Origin of the sequence: Streptomyces sp. Inha503, from assembly GCF_047215865.1 — a bacterium.
GTDB lineage: Bacteria > Actinomycetota > Actinomycetes > Streptomycetales > Streptomycetaceae > Streptomyces > Streptomyces lycopersici.
The window spans coordinates 8,790,944-8,808,257 of the sequence record NZ_CP178360.1 but is presented as its reverse complement, the minus strand read 5'-3'; the positions used below and the strand labels follow the sequence as shown (position 1 = coordinate 8,808,257).

Sequence of the window (17,314 nt, the reverse complement as noted above, 5' to 3'; positions counted from 1 at the left end):
GCCGTCCCCCCGAAGTCCGGGAAACCTCACGCCGTCCCCCCGAACGTCAGCCGCCCGACCCACTTGGTGTTGTACACCCCAGGGGCCCCGGGCACGATCACCCGCGCCGGATAGCCGTGGTCCGGCGACAGATCCGCGCCGTTGACCTTCAGGGCCAACAGCGAGCGCGGGTCGCGGACCTGGTGCTCGCTCAGCACGACGCTGCGGAACGAGCCGTGCCGCTGCACCGACTCCACCAGGACCCTCGGCGGCCGGTCGGCATGCCCCACCAGCGCGGCCAGGTCGGCCAGCCGTACCCCCTCCCACCGCTGGTCGGCCGTGGACCACCCCTCCACACAGGCGATGGGCAGCGCCGCGCCGTGGTGCTCAAGCCGCAGCAGCCGCTCCCGGGTGAGGACGGTCTCGTGGCCCACCGCGCCCCGCACCACCAGCCGCCAGCCGGGCCCGATGTCGCGGGCGCGGATGCCGACGGCCACGGTGGTCTTGTTGATCTGGAAGCCGTTCGGCCCCCGGCCCGGCTCGCGCCCGTGCGGGGCGAGCAGCGCGCTGCCGCGCAGCGGGCCGCCGACGCTCTGACCGGCCGTCACCACCAGCAGCGCGAAGGAGCCGGTGCCGACCATGGCGAGCGCGCCCCGCCGCGACATGGTCGGCGCGGCGGGCCGCGGGCTGACCAGACCGGTCTCGTCGGGCGGCTCCGGCCGGGTGTCGGAGGTGCGGGTGCGCAGCTCGGCCCGCAGTCCGCGGCTCCGCAGCGTCCGCACCATGAGCGGGATCCGCAGCGCCACATGGACCACGAGGGCAGCCATGAAGATCCACGCCCCGTAGAAGTGCAGCGGGTAGAAGGAGCCGGGGAAGACGTAGTCCAGCTGCACGTTGAGCACGCCGGTCGCGAACTCGAAAACCCCACCACCGACCAGCAGGAGCAGTGACAGCCGCTCCAGCGCGTGCCCCAGTGACCGCACCGGCGGCCACGCGAACAGCTTGGGGATGACCGACCACAGCTTGGCCAGCAGCACGGGGACGAGCACGACCCCGAGCGTGACGTGCACCCCCTGGGTGACGCGGTAGAGCCAGGAGGGGTCGGTCGGCCAGGAGAAGAGATAGAAGCCCAGCAGCCCCTTGTCCGGTGTCTTGTCGTTGACCGGGGACAGATCGGGGTTGTAGGCGGCGTACGACAGCAGTCCGGTCACGAAGAGCACGGGGATGCCGACGAGCAGGACCAGGCCGAAGACGGACGTCAGCCAGGGGCCGCGCAGCGGGCTGCGCCACAGGGTGCGGCGATCACGGTCGGTACGGGGAGGGTGGCTCATGGCATGACCGTAGGACCGCCACACCGCCTCCAGTGGCCTTGAGCCCATGACGAAACGGTGACGTCACGGGCCCTGGCCGGGAAGATCTGACGGTCCGGTGACAGCGCGCGGCGCGGCGGCCCGGCGGCGGGCTCGGCGACGTAGCGTGACGTCGTGAAGCTCCCTCTCCGCAACGACGTCGACATCCAGCCCACCCGGGACGACACGCGGACCGGCCGTCGCCGTGATGTGCTCGCCGCCGCTGCCGCCGCCCTGCTCTTCGCCGTCGCCGCCGTCGTCGGCACCCTGATCCAGCGGACCGATCACTCCCTGTACGTCGACTGGGCGCCGCTCTACGCCGACTGGCTGCCCCATGTGGGCCCCGGTACGCCCCTCGCCCTGGCCGTCGCCGCGGCGGTCGTCCTCCACGGCCACCGGCTCGCGGCGCGGCTGCCGTGGCGGGGGCTGCTGGGGGCCGTCTGGGTGGCGGCCATGGCCTGGATCTGGTCGCTGGCGCTGGTCGACGGATGGCGGCGCGGGGTGGCGGAGCGGCTGACGGCGCGTCACGAGTATCTGCGCGGCATCGACCGGTTCCAGGACGTCGGCGCGGCCCTGCGCGGCTTCACCGGGCACATCCTGCTCACTCAGCCCGACCACTGGCCCGCCCATATCGCGGGCCACCCGCCGGGCGCCGTGCTCACCTTCGTGGGCCTGGACCGGCTGGGCCTGGGCGGCGGTGGCTGGGCGGGGGCCTTCTGCGTCACCGTGGGCGGCTCGGCGGCGGTCGCGGTCCTGGTCACGCTGCGCGCCCTGGGACAGGAGCGAGCGGCGCGCACGGCCGCCCCGTTCCTGGTCCTGGCGCCCGGGGCGGTATGGGTGGGCGCCTCGGCCGACGGCTACTTCGCGGCCGTCGCGGCCTGGGGGCTCGCGCTGCTGGCGCTCGCGGCGACGCGTACGGTCCGGGCGCCCGGGGCGGTCGCGCTGGGCTCGGGGCTGCTGCTGGGGCTGACGGCCTATCTCTCGTACGGGCTGACGCTGCTCGCGCTGCCCGCCGCCGCCGTACTGCTGCTGGCCCGCACCGCGCGGCCGCTGCCCTTCGCCCTGACCGGGGTGGCGGTGGTGGCCGGGGCGTTCACACTGGCCGGGTTCCGGTGGTGGGAGGGGTACTCCCTGCTGGTCGAGCGCTACTACCAGGGGGTGGCCTCCGATCGCCCGTACGCGTACTGGGTCTGGGCCAATCTGGCCGTCGCGTCGGTGGTCGCCGGTCCCGCCTGTGTCGCGGGCGCGCGGCGGATGCTGTCGGCGGTGCCCGACGCCGCCCGGCTGCTGCGCACGGGCAGACCGGGCAGACCGGGCGGTCAGGGCGGTTCGGGCATCCAAGGGGGTCCTGGCGGTCAAGGGGGTCTTGGCGATCCTGGCGGTCGTGGCGTGCCGGACGGGCTCGTCGTGCTGACCTTCGCCGCGCTGCTCGCGCTCGTCGTGGCCGATCTATCCGGGATGAGCAAGGCCGAGACGGAGCGGATCTGGCTTCCCTTCCTCGTCTGGCTGCTGCCCACCACCGCGCTGCTGCCCGCTCGTGATCGCCGCCGATGGCTCCTGGTCCAGGCCTGCCTCTCACTGCTCGTCAACCACCTTCTTTTGACCGGTTGGTGAGGATGACTGATGTGAAGGGCACGTGATACTTCTGTGATACTGAGGGGGACGTACATCTGTACTGTTGCCAGGGGGCGGGACCCGTGAAGGCGCTGGAGATCGTGAAAGCGTTGAAGGCTTTAAGCGCGAAGAACGCCTATGGCGTGGCCGCGCCCATAGGCGCGCTGACGGCCGTGGCCGTCGTGGTGGCGCTGCTGATAGCGCTCACCTCGCCGGGGGACGCGGGGGGCGCGCAGGACGGGGACCTCCCCGCCGCCGCGGCGTCCCCCAAGTCGGACCGGGTCCCCAAGGAGCCCAAGAAGGAAGACAAGTACGCCCATTGGGACGGTAAGGACAAGGTGCTCGGGGACGGCTCGACCTCCTACACCGGACCGCAGCCGCACCAGCTCAAGCCCAAGAAGCTCAAACCGGGTGAGAAGCCGCCGCAGTTCGTGGTCTTCTCCTGGGACGGCGCGCTGGAGAACGACGACCATCTCTTCTCCCGCTTCCGCGAGGTGGCCAAGGAGACCAACGCCACCATGACGTTCTTCCTGAGCGGCATGTATCTGCTGCCCAAGTCGAAGAGCGACCTCTACCGGCCGCCCCAGCACAAGCCGGGCTCGGCCGCCATATCCTTCCCCACCGACGAGCACATCAGGGAGACCCTGGAGCAGCTGCGCGGGGCCTGGCTGGACGGCAATGAGATCGGCTCCCACTTCAACGGCCATTTCTGCGGCGCCAAGGGCGGGGAGGACTGGTCCACCGAGGAGTGGAAGAGCGAAACGGAGCAGGCATATTCGTTTGTGAAGCAGTGGAAGACGAACACCGGCTTCACCGACATCAAACCGCTGCCGTTCGACTATGACGTGGAGCTGGTGGGCGGGCGGGCGCCGTGCCTGGAGGGCCAGAAGACGCTGATTCCGGCGATCAAGTCCCTCGGCTGGCGCTATGACGCGAGCTCCCCGGGCGACTTCCAGCTCTGGCCGTCCAAGATCGACGGCATATGGAACTTCCCGCTTCAGCTGGTGCCGTATCCCGAGAGCGAGAAGCAGGTCCTCTCGATGGACTTCAACTTCCTCTTCAACCAGTCCGGTGACAGCACCGAGGGCGATCCGGCGAAATACGCGGAGTGGGAGCGGCTGACCCGCCAGGGATATCTGAACGGATTCGAGCGGGTCTACAACGGAAGCCGGGCGCCGCTTTTCATCGGCAATCACTTCGAGACCTGGAACGGCGGCATCTATATGCAGGCCATCGAGGACGTGATGAGGAGCGTCTGCCGCCGCGACGGAGTGCGGTGCGTGTCGTTCAAGCAGCTCGCCGACTGGCTGGATGCCCAGGACCCGGAGGTCCTGGCGAAGCTGCGGATGCTGGACCCGGCGGAATCGCCGGACTGGTCCACGTACACCAAGTCCAAGTAAGCCGTCCCGTTGCGGGGCCCCTTCCGCCAGTGCGGCTCATTCCGCCGCCCGGTCCGTCATATAGCTCTTCCAGATGTCCATGGGATAGGTGTCGCCCGAAGTGTCGGCGCCTCCCCCGCCCATTCCCTTGAGCGGCATCAGCTCCTGCGACTTCGGATCCACCCGGGACAGCGAGACCGCCGTCGAGAGCTTCTTGGTGTACCCGACGAACCAGGCGGAGGTGCCGTCCTGCGCCGTGCCACCCTTACCGGCCACCTCGCCACCGCCCACGGCGGCCTCGCGCGCCGAACCGTCCGGGCTCTGGACCGCGCCGCGCAGCGCGTCGTCCACCTGCGCCGCGACCGCCGCGCTGAAGGCCCGCTTGGCGCGGTCCTCGCGCAGCTCGAGCTTCTGCCCGCCGTGGGTGAGCCCGCTCACCGAGTACGGCGCGTAGTGCGTGCCTTCGGCGGCGAACGTCCCGTAGGCGCTGGCCATACGGATCGAGCTGGGCGTCGCGGTGCCGAGCGAGAACGCGGGCACCCGCGCGCCGAAGCTGCTGGGCAGCAGCCCCGCGTCGATGGACGCCTGCCGGACCCGGTCCAGGCCGACGTCCATGCCCAGCTGGATCATCGGGGTATTGATGGACCGCACGATCGCCTGGCGCAGCGAGACCTGCCCATAGGAGGCGTCGTCGTCATTGGTGGCCCGCACGATCTTGCCGCTGCGGTCCCAGTACGGGCCCTCGGGCGTATGCACCGCGATCTTGTTGTCACCGTCGTAGAGCGTCGAGGGCGTCACGGGCGTCCGCGCCCCGTTGCGTTCCAGCAGGACGCCGTCGCGCAGCGCCGCGGCGTAGACGAAGGGGGTGAAGGAGGTGCCGGCCGGGACGGTGGAGGCGTTCGCGTCGTTGAATCCCTGCTCCAGATAGCCGGGGCCGCCGTACAGGGCGCGTATGGCGCCTCCCGGGGCCACCGACGCGGCGCCTATTCGCACATGGCGGTCCTCGGGGCGCTCCCCGGGGTCGAGATTGCCCCGGGTCTCCTCGACCGCCTTTTCGAGCGCCTGGACCTTCGGCTTCTCGAAGGTGGTGTGGATCTGATAGCCGCCCAGGTCGAAATCGGCGTCGGATATGTCGGTGTGGGAGCTGACATACGCCTTGGCCGTCTCCACCAGATAGCCGACCTGCCCGGTGAGCCCCACCGGCCTGGGCTGTGCCTTGGGCTCGGGGAACGTCGTATAGCGCGCCCGCTCGGACTTGGACAGCTTTCCGATGTCCACCATCCGGTCCAGCACCCACTTCCAGCGGTCGACGGCCCGCTTGTGGTTCTTGGCGCTGAGCGTCGGATCGAAGGTCCCGGCGCCCTTGAGCAGCGAGGCGAGCAACGCGCCCTCACTCGCGTTGAGTTCCGAGACGTCCTTGCCGTAGTACGCGTACGCCGCCCGCTGAATGCCGTAACTGCCGCGTCCGAACCAGCTGGTGTTCAGATAGCGCTCGAGGATCTCCCGCTTGCTCATCCGGTCGTCCAGCTTGATGGCCATGAACATCTCGGTGAGCTTGCGGGAGAAGGTCTGGCGCTGATTCAGATAGGCGTTCTTCACATACTGCTGGGTGATGGTGGAGCCGCCCTGCGTCTCACCGCCCGTCACCATTCGCGTCACCGCGCGCATCAGCCCGCTCGGGGACACTCCGCTGTCGGTGTAGAAACTGGCGTTCTCGGCGGCGAGCACCGCCCACTGGACGTCTTCCGGCACCTTGTCCAGCGGCACTTCCTGCCGGTTGACCGGGCCGGTGCGGGCCATCTCGGTGCCGTCGGCCCAGTAGTAGACGTTGTCCTGCTGGGTGGCGAAGTCGTTGAGGTTCTTCGGGATGTCGGTCTGAAGGTACAGAAAGCTCAGCAGACCCGTCAGACTGCCGAGGCAGAACAGGAAGAGCAGGGCTATCTGACGCCACGACGGCAGCCATCGCGTCACACCGCGCCGCCCCGCCCGGGGGTAGTCCAGCCGGATCCGCGCGGCCGCCCAGCGGCGCAGCCGCATCCCCCGGCTGCTCGAGGGCGGCTTACGGCGGTGCTTGCGGTGCTTCCCCATGGCGTTGTCGCTGCTGCCCAGCACGTGTTTCCCCCACGCTCGCTCCGCGCGCGGGCGCGGCACAAAGGTGTGACCTTCCATCCCCCCAGACCAGACCGATCCTATTTTCCCTTCTGAACATCTGTCGCCACAGGGCCCTAAATTTTTGTAACAGTGACCATATTCAGGGACTCCACCCACCCGGTGACCTTTCGCACCGCCCGGATCGGCCACTGGCCGAGGGTCCGGCACATGCCCCGGGGGCGCCCCCTCCGTGACACCCCGAAGCTCAAATGAACCTCTGAACCATGCGGCCGGGGGATTCGTCCTCCCTGTATGGGGTCATGACCCCGGCACGCGAGAACACACCGCGGGGGACGCGGTACGGAACGAGGAGGGGGAGCCATGGTGCGCCTCGGTACCGGAATCGGCTGGCGACCGGAGATCGCCGATGACATCGCGCGGCTGCCCGGCATCGACTGGGTGGAGGTGGTGGCGGAGAACATCTGCCCCGACCATGTGCCGGACGCGCTCCGGCGGCTGCGCGAGCGCGGGACCACGGTGGTCCCGCACGGGGTGTCGCTCGGCCTCGGGGGAGCCGAGCGGCCCGACCCCGGCCGCCTCCGGGCGCTGGCCGAACGGGCCGAGGCGCTGGGCTCGCCGCTGGTCACCGAGCACATCGCGTTCGTCAGGGCCGGGGGGCCGCTGACCGCGTCACCGGCCATCGAGGCCGGGCATCTGCTGCCGGTGCCGCGAACCCGTGACGCGCTGGACGTGCTGTGCGAGAACGTGCGCATCGCGCAGGACGCGCTGCCGGTGCCGCTCGCGGTGGAGAACATCGCGGCACTGATCTCCTGGCCCGGCGAGGAGATGACCGAGGGCCAGTTCCTGGCCGAGCTCGTGGAGCGCACGGGCGTGCGGCTGCTCATCGACGTGGCCAATCTGCACACCAACCACGTCAACCGGGGCGAGGACCCGGCCAAGGCGCTGGACGAGCTGCCCACGTCGGCGATCGCCTACGTCCATGTGGCGGGCGGGGTGGAGCGGGACGGGGTGTGGCACGACAGCCACGCCCATCCGGTGACCCAGCCGGTGCTCGACGTGCTCGCCGAGTTGTGCGCCCGTACGACACCGCCCGGGGTGCTGCTGGAGCGGGACGAGGACTTCCCGGCGGCCGAGGAGCTCGCGGGCGAACTGGACGCGATCCGCGCGGTGACGGCGGCGGGGGCCGGGGGCGGAACCGGAGCCGGGGGCGGGGGCGGGGGCGGGGGCGGGGCCGCCGAGGCTTTGACGAGGGCGTCCGCCACACCCGACGCACCCGACGCGCCCGTACCGGACGCCGTCCGGGAGCGGCTGGCGCTCGCCCAGGCCGCGCTGCTGTCCGCCCTGGTCGGCGGCACCCCGCCGCCGGAGGGCTTCGACCGGCGGCGGCTGCGGGTGCAGAGCGCGGCGCTGACCGCCAAGCGGGCGTCCGTGATCGCCAAAGTGGCCCCCGAGCTGCCCGAGATCCTGGGCACCGGCTACCGCCCGGCGTTCGCGCGGTACGCCGACGGCCGCCCGATGACCGGCGGCTACCGCCGTGACGCGATGTCGTTCGCCGAGCATCTGCTGGCGGACGGCCGGCCTGAGGACGCGGCCGCAAGGCGTCGGCTGACGCTGTGGTGGCAGGAGCGGTCCGGGCCCGCGCCCCTGCCGTCCCACCCGGCGGCGCGGCTGGCCCGCCGGGTCCGGCTCGCGCTGAGCGGGGGGCGGTGAGCGGCATGGGAGCGATCGTGACCCTGGTCTACCTGGCGGTCGCCGTGTCGTCGGTGGTGCTCATCTCGGGAACGGTCCAGGCCCGGCGCAGGGAGGTCTCGGGACCGGTGAACGCCCGGGCGCACCACCTGCTGGAGGCCGCGTTCCTGGCGGGCGGGCCGGGGCGGGTGGCGGACACCGTGATCAGCGCGATGTACGCGGACGGGCGGCTGGCGATCGGCGACCCCGGCGTGGTCTCGGTACGGCAGCCGGTCGCGCGCGGCCCGGTCGAGGAGGAGCTGCTGCGGCTGTGTGCCGTCTCCCCGCACGGCGGCCTGAAGTGGCTGCGCCGGGAGCTGATGCGCAGTCCGGTGGTACAGACGATCGGCGATCAGCTGGCGGGGCGTGGGCTGATGGTGCGGCCGGATGCCCTCCGGTTCTGGCGGGGCATGGCACGGACGCAGAGCGGGCTGTGCGCGACGGGGGTGTTCCTGGCCGCCCTGATCAGCATCGGCTCCGTCGCCGACAGCGGGCCTCCACTGATCTTGTTGATCGCCCCCGCGCTGTTCATCGGCTTCCTCATCGGCGGAATCTGCGCCGGTCAGGGCAAGCGCAGGCTGACCGCCGCCGGGCGGCGGGCGCTGGTGACGTACCGCAGGGAGTCGGGGGTCGGCGTACGGCGCGCCCGCTCCGTCGGCCATCCGGCGACGGTCCCCCTGGCGGTGGTCGTCGCGCTGACCGGTGCGGCCGCCCTGACGGACGACCCGCTGCTGCGGGCCCAGCTGCTGGACGCGCAAAGGGTGCCCGCCACTTCGGGTTCGTCGACCGACTCGGGTTCGTCGGGCCCCTCGGACTCCGGCGGCGGATCATGGTGCGGAGGTGGCGGCGGCGGAGGCGGTTCCGGCTGCGGAGGCTCCTCGTGCGGCGGCTCGTCCTGCGGCGGAGGCGGCGGCGGTTCGGGCTGCGGCGGGGGCGGCGGCTGTGGTGGTGGAGGAGGCGGCGGCTGCGGGGGCGGCGGCTGAACCACCGCTGTGCGGCTCCGTCGCACGACAAGGGCTTCCGCCCCCCGACCCCGGCACTCAACGAGCCGACCGTCACCACCGCGAACACCCGCACCGGCACCCCGATCGCGGTCGGCGCGCCGAAACGGGCGGACGCCCGGGGCAGACGCCCGCGCCGGACGGCCGAGGCAGACGCCCGAGGGGCCGGGACAGACGCCCGCGGCAGACGGCCGGGGCAGACGGCCGAAACAGACGGCCGAGGCGAACGGCCCCGGGCAGACGCCCGAGACAGACGCCCGCGGCGGACGGCCGGGGCAGACGGTCGCACGGGCGCTCGACGAGCCGACCAGCGCCGCCGCGAACGCCCGCACCGCCGGACTGATCGCGGTCGGCGCGCCGACGCGGCAGACGCCCAAGGCGAACGCCCGCGGCGGGCGGACGTACGCATCCCGGGCGTCCGGGCGGGGGCTGGGGTGGAGTCCCAGTTGGGGGAAGGGGCGGGGAGGGGAACAGCCCGTCGCAGGCGTACGCGTACCGTCGGACACCCCGTCGCGGGTCCGCGCGGAGCGATCCGCATTCGTGCGAGTCGTTCATATCGTGAAAACTGTGGCGCGGTGGCGGCCGGGTCGAGTAGAACTCGGCCATGTTGTGGGTCCTCTTCCTGCTCGTCGCGTGGGGCGCGGCGGTCGTCAGCTGCACGCGGCTGTGCCTGGCGGCGGTGGCCGCCGCTCAGCCGATGGAGCCCGAGCCGGGGGCGGACGGGAAGGGACTGAGCCTGTACGAGGCGGCGTTCCTGTCCGGTGGGCCGCGGCGGGTGGGGGATCTGGCGCTCGTCACGATGTACCGGGAGCGGCGGCTGCTGCTCGCGTACACCGGCTGGGTCACCGTGGTGGATCCGGACGGACGGAACGAGCTGGAGCGGGCCGTGATCAGCGCGATAGGGCCGGAGGGGCAGGCCCCGGTGCGGCCGGTGCGGGTCGCGCTCGCCACGGCCGCTCCGGTACGGGCGCTGGGTGACCGGCTGGTGGCCGCTGGGCTCGCGGTGCCCGCCTCGGCCCGTACGAATGTGGCGGTCGCGGTGCGGCATGTGCGGGCGGCCTGCGTACTGGTGATGGTGACGGCGGCCGCCGCGCTGCTGCTGGTGCCGCCCGCGGCCGGGCGCGGTCCGGTGGCCGCGTGGTTCCTGCTGCCGCTGCTGCTGACGGCGAGCTGTCTGCTGATCGCCCGGGTCGAGGCGCATCCGTACTCGCGGTGGGCCTCCCCCGTCGGTCAGCGGCTGCTGGGCCGGATCGACGTGCCCCCGCGGCGGTCCCTCGCCCAGCGCTCCGGCGGCGACGCGGACGGCGGTGGCCACGACGGCGACCTGCTCACCGCGCTCGCCGTGCACGGCACCGCCGCCCTCCACGACCCGGCGCTGCGCGCGGCCCTGAAGACGCATTGGGGTCATTGACCCCGACACCGCGGCCCGGTGCTTTACATGGTCATCCGGCGCGCCAAATATCCCTTTCATCGCGTTCATCGCGCGATGCACGAAGGGACGGCCAGTGAGAGCAGCAGCGCTGTACGGCATCCTCGGGCCGCTGTCCCTGTCGCTGACCATGAGCGCGCTGCTCGCGGCGCCCGCCACCGGCCGCCCGCTCGCCGCGCCCACGAATCCGGCAACGCCCACCGCGTCCACCAGGTCCGCCACGGCGCCGGCGGCCGGTGCGGCGGGCGCACCCTCCGCGACCCGTTCGGCCTCCGCCGCCTCCGCCGCCCCGGTCGCCACCGCCGCGCCCACCTGGACCACCTGGTCCGCCCCACCCGTCTCGGCCGCCCCGGCCGCCGCCCCGCCCGGCGACGCGGCCACGACCCGCGGTGTGGCCTTCGCCGCCCGGCACGCGGCGCGGCGCGGTATCGCCTTCCGCCGCTGCCCCCGCGCCGAGGCGCTGGCCGCCCCCATCACCTGCGGAAAGGTCTCCGTACCGCTCGACTACGCCCATCCCCGCGGCAAGCGCATCTCCCTCACCGTCAGCCGGATCCGGGCCACCGGCCCCAAAGCCCGGCGGCAGGGCGCGCTGATCTACAACCCCGGCGGACCCGGTGCCTCCGGCATGGCGTTCCCCGAGTACGCGGCCGAGGACGCCTTCCGCCGGGTGGCCGCCGCCTACGACTTCGTCGGCTACGCACCACGGGGTGTGGGCCGCTCCGCCCCGCTGTCCTGCCAGCGGCCGTCGGCCTACGCCAAGGCGCCGACCAGCTCCCCGCCGCACCCCACCGCCGCCTTCAAACGGCGCTTGGTGGCGCGGGCGCGCACCTACGTCCGGGGCTGTGTGCGCCGCTCGGGCCGCGCACTCGCGCACTACACCACGCTGAACAACGCCCGCGACCTGGAGGTGCTGCGTGCCGCGCTGGGCCAGCGGCGGCTCACCTTCGTCGGCGCCTCATACGGCACGTACTACGGGGCCGTCTACGCCACGCTCTTCCCGGGGCGGGTGCGCCGTATGGTCTTCGACAGCGTGGTCAACCCGGCCCCCGGGCGGATCTGGTACCGCGACAACCTCGACCAGTCGCTGGCCTTCGAGCGGCGCTGGCGGGACTGGCGCCGCTGGGTCGCCCGGCACCACGCCGTCTACCACCTGGGCGCCACCGCGGACCGGGTGCTCGCCTCGTACGACGTGGCGCGGCGGCGGCTGGCTCGGAAACCGGCGGGCGGGGTCGTCGGCACCGCCCAACTCCAGAGCGCGTTCCTGAGGACCGGCTACAACGACGCCTACTGGGACCCGGCCGCCCGGGCGCTGGCCGCGTATCTGCGCGGCGACCCCGAGCCGCTGATCGAACTCGCCGCACCCGATCCGGCGGAGGCGGCCGACGACGAGAACGGCAACGCCGTCTACACCGCCGTGGAGTGCAACGACGCGCCCTGGCCGCGCGCCTGGGCCACCTGGGACCGTGACAACACCGCCCTCGCCCGCCGCGCGCCCTTCGAGACCTGGGACAACGTGGCGATGAACCTGCCGTGCGCCTTCTGGCCGCTGAAGCCCGGCCGCCCCCTCGACGTGGGGAACCTGGAGGCCGTGGGCCCCCGGACCGGGCGCGTCGCGCTGCCGCCGGTGCTGCTGCTCTCGGCGGAGCGGGACGCGGCCACGCCGTACGCGGGGGCGAAGGAGCTGTGGCATCGGCTGCCCGGGGCCTCGCTGGTGACCGAGCGGAAGGCGGGGACGCATGGTCTGTGGGGCGGTCCGAACGACTGCGTCAACCGCCATGTGGACACCTATCTGCTGACCGGGAGGACCCCGGGCCGGTCCGCCTTCTGCGCCCCGCGCCCGGAGCCCGCGCCGCTGCCGGAACCGGCCCCGCTGCCCGAGTCGGGCAAGCAGCCGGCGGCGATCCCGGGCACGCCGTGAGAGGGCGCCGGGGCCGGTGTCGATACTTTCCCCTACCCGCCCCTTCCCGAACTGGGGCTCCGCCCCAGACCCCGGCCGCGTACCGCCCGCCGCGAACGGCGCACGGCCACCGGCTCGCGGCGCGGCCGCCGTGGCGGAGTTGCTGGGGGTCACCCAGCGGCAGCCATGGCCTGGTGTCCGCGCCGACCAGGCGGCGCGGTCGGCGACCCGGCCGGTGAGCTGATCGCGGCGACCGCCGGTTCCTCGCCCCCTGGGCTACCAGGGGGCGGAGCCCCTGGTAGCGGGAAGGGGCGGGGAGGGGAGGGCAAAGCATCGATATGCGGCTCCGCCGCGTGGCCCACCGGACACCCCGTACGGGCGTCAGGCCAGGCCGGCGACGAGCTCGGAGACCGCCTTGCGCCGCCCGGTGTAGAACGGCACCTCCTCGCGCACGTGCCGCCGCGCCTCGGAGCCCCGCAGATGGCGCATCAGGTCGACGATCCGGTGCAGTTCGTCCGCCTCGAAGGCGAGGATCCACTCGTAGTCGCCGAGCGAGAAGGACGCCACCGTGTTCGCGCGTACATCGGGGTAGCCGCGCGCCATCTTGCCGTGGTCCGCGAGCATCCGGCGGCGGTCCTCGTCCGGCAGTAGGTACCAGTCGTAGGAGCGGACGAACGGGTACACGCTCACGTACTCGCGCGCGTTCTCGTCCGCGAGGAACGCCGGGATGTGGGACTTGTTGAACTCGGCCGGGCGGTGCAGCGCCATGTTGGACCACACCGGCTCCAGGTGCCGTCCCAGCCGGGTGCGGCGGAAGAGGTTGTACGCCTCCTGGAGGGCGTCGGAGGTCTCCGAGTGCCACCAGATCATGACGTCCGCGTCGGCGCGCAGCCCGGACACGTCGTAGGTGCCGCGCACGGTGACGTCCTTGGCGGCGAGCTGGGAGAAGAGCTCCTCGACCTCGTCGGCGTAGCCGGTGCGGTCCTCCGGCAGCACATCGCGCAGCCGGAACACCGACCACAGGGTGTAGCGGATGACCTCGTTGAGGTCCTTGGCCTTCTTACCGGCGTTGGGAGTCTTCTCAGGTGCAGCAGTCATGGCCCTATTCTCGCTCTCCGGCTCCGGCGCCCGGCCCCAGGGGGCCCGTCAGGGCGCCCAGCAGCTCATCGGCCGCCTTACGGGCGCTGCCGACGCACGCGGGGATGCCCACCCCGTCGTAGAGGGCGCCGCACACCGCCAGCCCCGGCACCTTGGCGACCTCGGCGCGGATGCGGGCGACCCGGTCGAGATGGCCCACCGGGTACTGGGGCAGTCCGCCGTCCCAGCGGTCCACTCGGCTCGCGACGGGCTTCGCCGCCAGGCCGACGGCCTCGCCCAGATCGGCGAGCGAGACCCTTACCAGATCGGCGTCGTCCCGCTTCAGATCCGCCTCGTCGTCAAACCGCCCGATCGAGGTACGCAGCACGAAGAGATCGGGACCGGCGTCGCGCAGCCAGCCCCACTTGCGGCTGGAGAACGTGGCCGCCTTGATCGTCCGGCCGTCGACCGGCGGCACCAGGAAGCCGGAGCCCTCGGCGAGCGAGGCCACATCGGTACGCCGGAAGGCCATGGTGACCAGCGCCATCGAGGCGTAGTCCACGGCGGCCAGCTCGGCGGAGGCGGCCGGGGCCCCGGTGGCCAGCAGCCGGGCGGCGGCGGGCGCGGGCACCGCCAGCACAATGGCGTCCGCCGCCAGCACGGTGGTCTGGGCCGCCACCGCCGCCGGGCCGCCGGTGCCGTTCGTGCCACCCACACCGCCCGTACCGCCCACCGTGACGACCCAGCCGTCGGCCGTGCGCCGCAGCTCCCGTACCGGCGCCCCGGTGCGGATCTCGCCGCCCGCGGCCCGTACGGCGTCGGCAACCGCGAGCGGCAGCCGCCCGATCCCGCCGTCGATGCCCATGAACACGGGGCCGTCCTGCCGTCGCGCGGCGCGCTCGGCCAGTTCCCGGACGCCTTCGGTCAGCGGGCGGCCGGACTGTGCCACCTCGAAGAGGGTGGGGACCGACGCGCGCATCGAGGTGCGGTACACATCGCCCGCGTACACCCCGCCCAACAGCGGTTCCACCAGCCGGTCCACGACCTCGCGGCCGAGCCGCTCCGCCAGATACCCGCCGAGCGCCACGTCCTCGCCGACCGGCGTGGGCGGCAGCTCGCGGTCGCGGGCGATCCGGGCCAGCCCCTCCTCCGAGATCACGCCGGACGCGGCCAGCGGTTCCAGATCGCCGGGGACGCCCATCACATGGCCTTTGGGCATCGGGCGCAGCCCGCCGCGCGTCCAGAGGGAGGCGGTCGCGGTCGCGGGCGGCTGTAGCCGGTCGCCGAGGCCCACGGCGCGCGCCAGCTCGACCGCCTCCGGGCGGCGGGCGAGCATCGACTCGGCGCCCAGGTCGACCGGTACGCCCTCGATCTCGCCCGAGCGCAGCTTGCCGCCGAGCCGCCCCGACGCCTCCAGGACCGTCACCCGCGCCCCGCCCTCCAGCAGCCGGTGAGCCGCCGCGAGGCCCGCGATTCCGCCGCCGATGACCACGACATGGCCGGTGTGCCCCGCCCCCGGGGCGTTCGCCGCTCTCATGCCCCCACTCTCTCACCAGCCCCCAGGGCGTGTTGCGCCGAGGCCGTGGCCAGGTCGGCCTCGATACGGGCCGCGGTGGCGCGCAGCGCCGGGAGGAGTTCGGCGCGGGCGCTCTCGGCGGTGCCGCGACCGGCGTGGGTCGCCACGTTGAGCGCGGCCACCACACGGCCGCGCGCGTCCCTCACGGGCACGGCGAGCGACCGCAGCCCCTCCTCCAGCTCCTGGTCGACCAGTGCGTGCCCGTCCGCCGCCGCGCGTTCCACGACGCGCGCCAGCTCGGCCACGTCGGTCACGGTGTGCCGGGTCAGCGGCTCCGGCCGCACCCCGGCGAGGTGGGCGGCGCGGGCGTCGGCGTCCAGGCCCGCGAGCAGCACCCGGCCCATGGAGGTCGCGTAGGCGGGGAAGCGGGTGCCGATGGTGATGTTGACGCTCATGATGCGGACGGTGGGGACGCGCGCGATGTAGCGGATGTCGCCGCCGTCGAGGACGGCCAGGGACGCCGACTCATGGACGGTGCGGACCAGTTCGCGCATGTGCGGCTGGGCGATGTCGGCGAAGCCGAGCTCCGCCAGGGGGGCGTAGCCGAGCTCCAGCACGCGCGGCAGCGGCCGGAAGGTCCGGCCGTCGGCCTCCGCGTACCCCAGCTCGACCAGGGTGAGCAGCGAGCGCCGGGCGGTGGCCCGCGCCAGCCCGGTGGCCTCCGCGACGGCGCTGAGCGTCATCCCCCCGCCCCGGCCGCCGCCAGGCCCCGCGCCGACGAGGCCGTACGTCATGCCCCCGGTGGCGCCGGACGCACCACGCGCCGCGTCCTCCACCGCGCGGGCCTCGCCCTGGCCCGTGCCCTGCGCACCGCCCGGGGCCTGCGCGCCGCCCGTGCCCTGCGGCCCGCCCGGGGCCGCCCCGCCGAGGGCCCGCAGCACGGCCAGTCCGCGCGCTAGGGACTGGAGGAAGCCCGCTCCCAGCTCCCGCTTGGCCATCCGCGCGGGGTCCTCGCCCACGGCCATCGGTGCCGCGCCCGCGCCGCCCCGGGCCCGCTCGGCGGCGGGGCCGCCGCCCGGGGCCCGGGCCGACGGGCCCGGTGACGGAGCGCCCGGGGCCGGCTCCGTGTGGGCACCCGCCACGGGCGGCCCTCCCTCGGCGCCCCCGGCGGCCGGGCCAGGCGGTGTGGTGTCCGCCGCGTCCGCGCCACCACTCCCGCCGTCTCCCCCGCGCGGCGCGCTCGGAGACGATCCGGACGGGCCGAGCGCTCCTACTGCCCGAGGGACCGAAGCGGCCGAAGCGGCGAGGCGTCGCCGCGGAGCCGCCAAAGCCGCCTCCATCGCGGGAACTTCCGCACCCAGCGGCCCCAGCACCGCCGCCCGCAGCGAGTCCACGTCATGGCGGCTGGTGTGGCTGACCACGTTGACCGCGCAGACGATACGGCCCGAGGCGTCCCGCACCGGAACCGAAACCGCCACCAGGCCCGGTTCGATCAGCTGGTCGTCGAGGGCCCAGCCGTCCCGGGCGGCCTCCTTGACGCGGGCCTCGAAGTCCTCGTCACAGGCGGGGCGATGGCGGGGCGGGACGGCCGGGAACGCGGTGTCCAGGGGGTCCTCGACGCGGCGGGCGCGCCAGGCGGCCCAGTCGGCCCCGGACCACTCGGCGGCGAAGAGCGCGCCGGGAGAGCAGCGCTCGGCGGGGAGCAGATCGCCGATCCGGAAGGCGAGGGACATGGTGCGGCGGCGGGTGACCTGGACGACGAAGCGCACCCCGCCGCCGTCGGGGACGGCGACCGAGACCGACTCGTCGAGCCCGTCCGCGAGCCGCTCGGCGAACGGGCCGAGCGCGGCGGGCAGTCCGCTCGCGGCCAGATACGCGTTGCCCAGCTCCATCAGCCGGACCGCCAGGCCGATGTCGCGGCCGTCGAGGGTGACGTAACCGAGCTGTTCGAGCGTGCCCACGACGCGGTCGACCACGGACCGGGCGAGCCCCGTGCCGCGCACGAGATCACCGGGCCGGACGGTGGTCCGTCCCTCGTGTGCGGCCAGCCGAGTCAGCTCGCGCAGCACGGCGAGGCCGCGCTCGAGAGGCCCGACGGGGCCATTGACAGGTGGTGGCACCGGGCTGAAACTCATCACCAGCCGATTATGAACGAAGTTTCACTCAGCGAACAAGTGGCGAAGGCGCAGCGGACCGCATGGATCACCACGGCGACATGGACCACCACGGCCAC

At 73.4% G+C, this 17,314-nt stretch carries 11 protein-coding genes; 6 read left to right on the top strand and 5 right to left on the bottom strand.

Annotation, left to right across the window (positions count from 1 at the left end; translation table 11 throughout):
* Window positions 1–26: 26 nt before the first annotated feature.
* On the bottom strand, window positions 27–1,310 hold the full coding sequence (locus ACJX2R_RS37390; RefSeq protein WP_413103677.1) for a molybdopterin-dependent oxidoreductase: 1,284 nt from the start codon (window positions 1,308–1,310) through the stop codon (window positions 27–29).
* Between the two features lie 153 nt (window positions 1,311–1,463).
* Here ACJX2R_RS37390 and ACJX2R_RS37385 point away from each other — a divergent pair, with 153 nt between their 5' ends.
* Window positions 1,464–2,942, top strand: coding sequence for a hypothetical protein (locus ACJX2R_RS37385; protein WP_413103676.1), 1,479 nt, complete (start codon window positions 1,464–1,466; stop codon window positions 2,940–2,942).
* 110 nt (window positions 2,943–3,052) lie between these two features.
* Window positions 3,053–4,342, top strand: a complete 1,290-nt coding sequence (locus tag ACJX2R_RS37380) for a hypothetical protein (RefSeq protein WP_413106032.1) — start codon at window positions 3,053–3,055, stop codon at window positions 4,340–4,342.
* A gap of 36 nt (window positions 4,343–4,378) precedes the next feature.
* Here the strand turns inward: ACJX2R_RS37380 and ACJX2R_RS37375 are convergent, their stop codons facing one another.
* Complete coding sequence (locus tag ACJX2R_RS37375; RefSeq protein ID WP_413106031.1) at window positions 4,379–6,358, bottom strand: transglycosylase domain-containing protein; 1,980 nt, start codon at window positions 6,356–6,358, stop codon at window positions 4,379–4,381.
* A gap of 435 nt (window positions 6,359–6,793) precedes the next feature.
* Here ACJX2R_RS37375 and ACJX2R_RS37370 point away from each other — a divergent pair, with 435 nt between their 5' ends.
* The 4 genes from ACJX2R_RS37370 to ACJX2R_RS37355 all read left to right on the top strand — a co-directional run bounded on the left by ACJX2R_RS37370 (window position 6,794) and on the right by ACJX2R_RS37355 (window position 12,509).
* The gene (locus ACJX2R_RS37370) at window positions 6,794–8,143 is read left to right on the top strand and encodes a DUF692 domain-containing protein (protein WP_413103675.1); all 1,350 of its coding nucleotides are present in this window, start codon (window positions 6,794–6,796) and stop codon (window positions 8,141–8,143) included.
* Between the two features lie 5 nt (window positions 8,144–8,148).
* Window positions 8,149–9,144, top strand: coding sequence for a TIGR04222 domain-containing membrane protein (locus tag ACJX2R_RS37365; RefSeq protein WP_413103674.1), 996 nt, complete (start codon window positions 8,149–8,151; stop codon window positions 9,142–9,144).
* A gap of 622 nt (window positions 9,145–9,766) precedes the next feature.
* Complete coding sequence (locus ACJX2R_RS37360) at window positions 9,767–10,573, top strand: TIGR04222 domain-containing membrane protein (RefSeq protein ID WP_413103673.1); 807 nt, start codon at window positions 9,767–9,769, stop codon at window positions 10,571–10,573.
* 94 nt (window positions 10,574–10,667) lie between these two features.
* Window positions 10,668–12,509, top strand: a complete 1,842-nt coding sequence (locus ACJX2R_RS37355) for an alpha/beta hydrolase (protein WP_413103672.1) — start codon at window positions 10,668–10,670, stop codon at window positions 12,507–12,509.
* Window positions 12,510–12,869: 360 nt separating this feature from the next.
* Here the strand turns inward: ACJX2R_RS37355 and hemQ are convergent, their stop codons facing one another.
* From hemQ to ACJX2R_RS37340, 3 genes are read right to left on the bottom strand one after another with little or no spacing between them, the layout of a single operon-like run.
* Entirely contained in the window at window positions 12,870–13,586 is a 717-nt protein-coding gene (gene hemQ, locus ACJX2R_RS37350; protein ID WP_198281541.1) for a hydrogen peroxide-dependent heme synthase, read from the bottom strand.
* 4 nt (window positions 13,587–13,590) lie between these two features.
* The gene (hemG, locus tag ACJX2R_RS37345) at window positions 13,591–15,102 is read right to left on the bottom strand and encodes a protoporphyrinogen oxidase (RefSeq protein WP_413103671.1); all 1,512 of its coding nucleotides are present in this window, start codon (window positions 15,100–15,102) and stop codon (window positions 13,591–13,593) included.
* A complete protein-coding gene (locus ACJX2R_RS37340; protein WP_413106030.1) occupies window positions 15,099–17,216 on the bottom strand; it encodes an IclR family transcriptional regulator C-terminal domain-containing protein in 2,118 nt (705 codons plus the stop codon). The genes hemG and ACJX2R_RS37340 overlap by 4 nt, the downstream gene beginning before the upstream one ends.
* Between the last annotated feature and the right edge of the window lie 98 nt (window positions 17,217–17,314).

Coding starts and splice junctions, on each gene's coding strand:
- ACJX2R_RS37370 (WP_413103675.1), top strand. CDS start 6,794: ATGGTGCGCCTCGGTACCGGAATCGGCTGGCGACCGGAGATCGCCGAT.
- ACJX2R_RS37340 (WP_413106030.1), bottom strand. CDS start 17,216: ATGAGTTTCAGCCCGGTGCCACCACCTGTCAATGGCCCCGTCGGGCCT.
- ACJX2R_RS37360 (WP_413103673.1), top strand. CDS start 9,767: ATGTTGTGGGTCCTCTTCCTGCTCGTCGCGTGGGGCGCGGCGGTCGTC.
- hemG (WP_413103671.1), bottom strand. CDS start 15,102: ATGAGAGCGGCGAACGCCCCGGGGGCGGGGCACACCGGCCATGTCGTG.
- ACJX2R_RS37390 (WP_413103677.1), bottom strand. CDS start 1,310: ATGAGCCACCCTCCCCGTACCGACCGTGATCGCCGCACCCTGTGGCGC.
- ACJX2R_RS37365 (WP_413103674.1), top strand. CDS start 8,149: ATGGGAGCGATCGTGACCCTGGTCTACCTGGCGGTCGCCGTGTCGTCG.
- ACJX2R_RS37375 (WP_413106031.1), bottom strand. CDS start 6,358: ATGCGGCTGCGCCGCTGGGCGGCCGCGCGGATCCGGCTGGACTACCCC.
- hemQ (WP_198281541.1), bottom strand. CDS start 13,586: ATGACTGCTGCACCTGAGAAGACTCCCAACGCCGGTAAGAAGGCCAAG.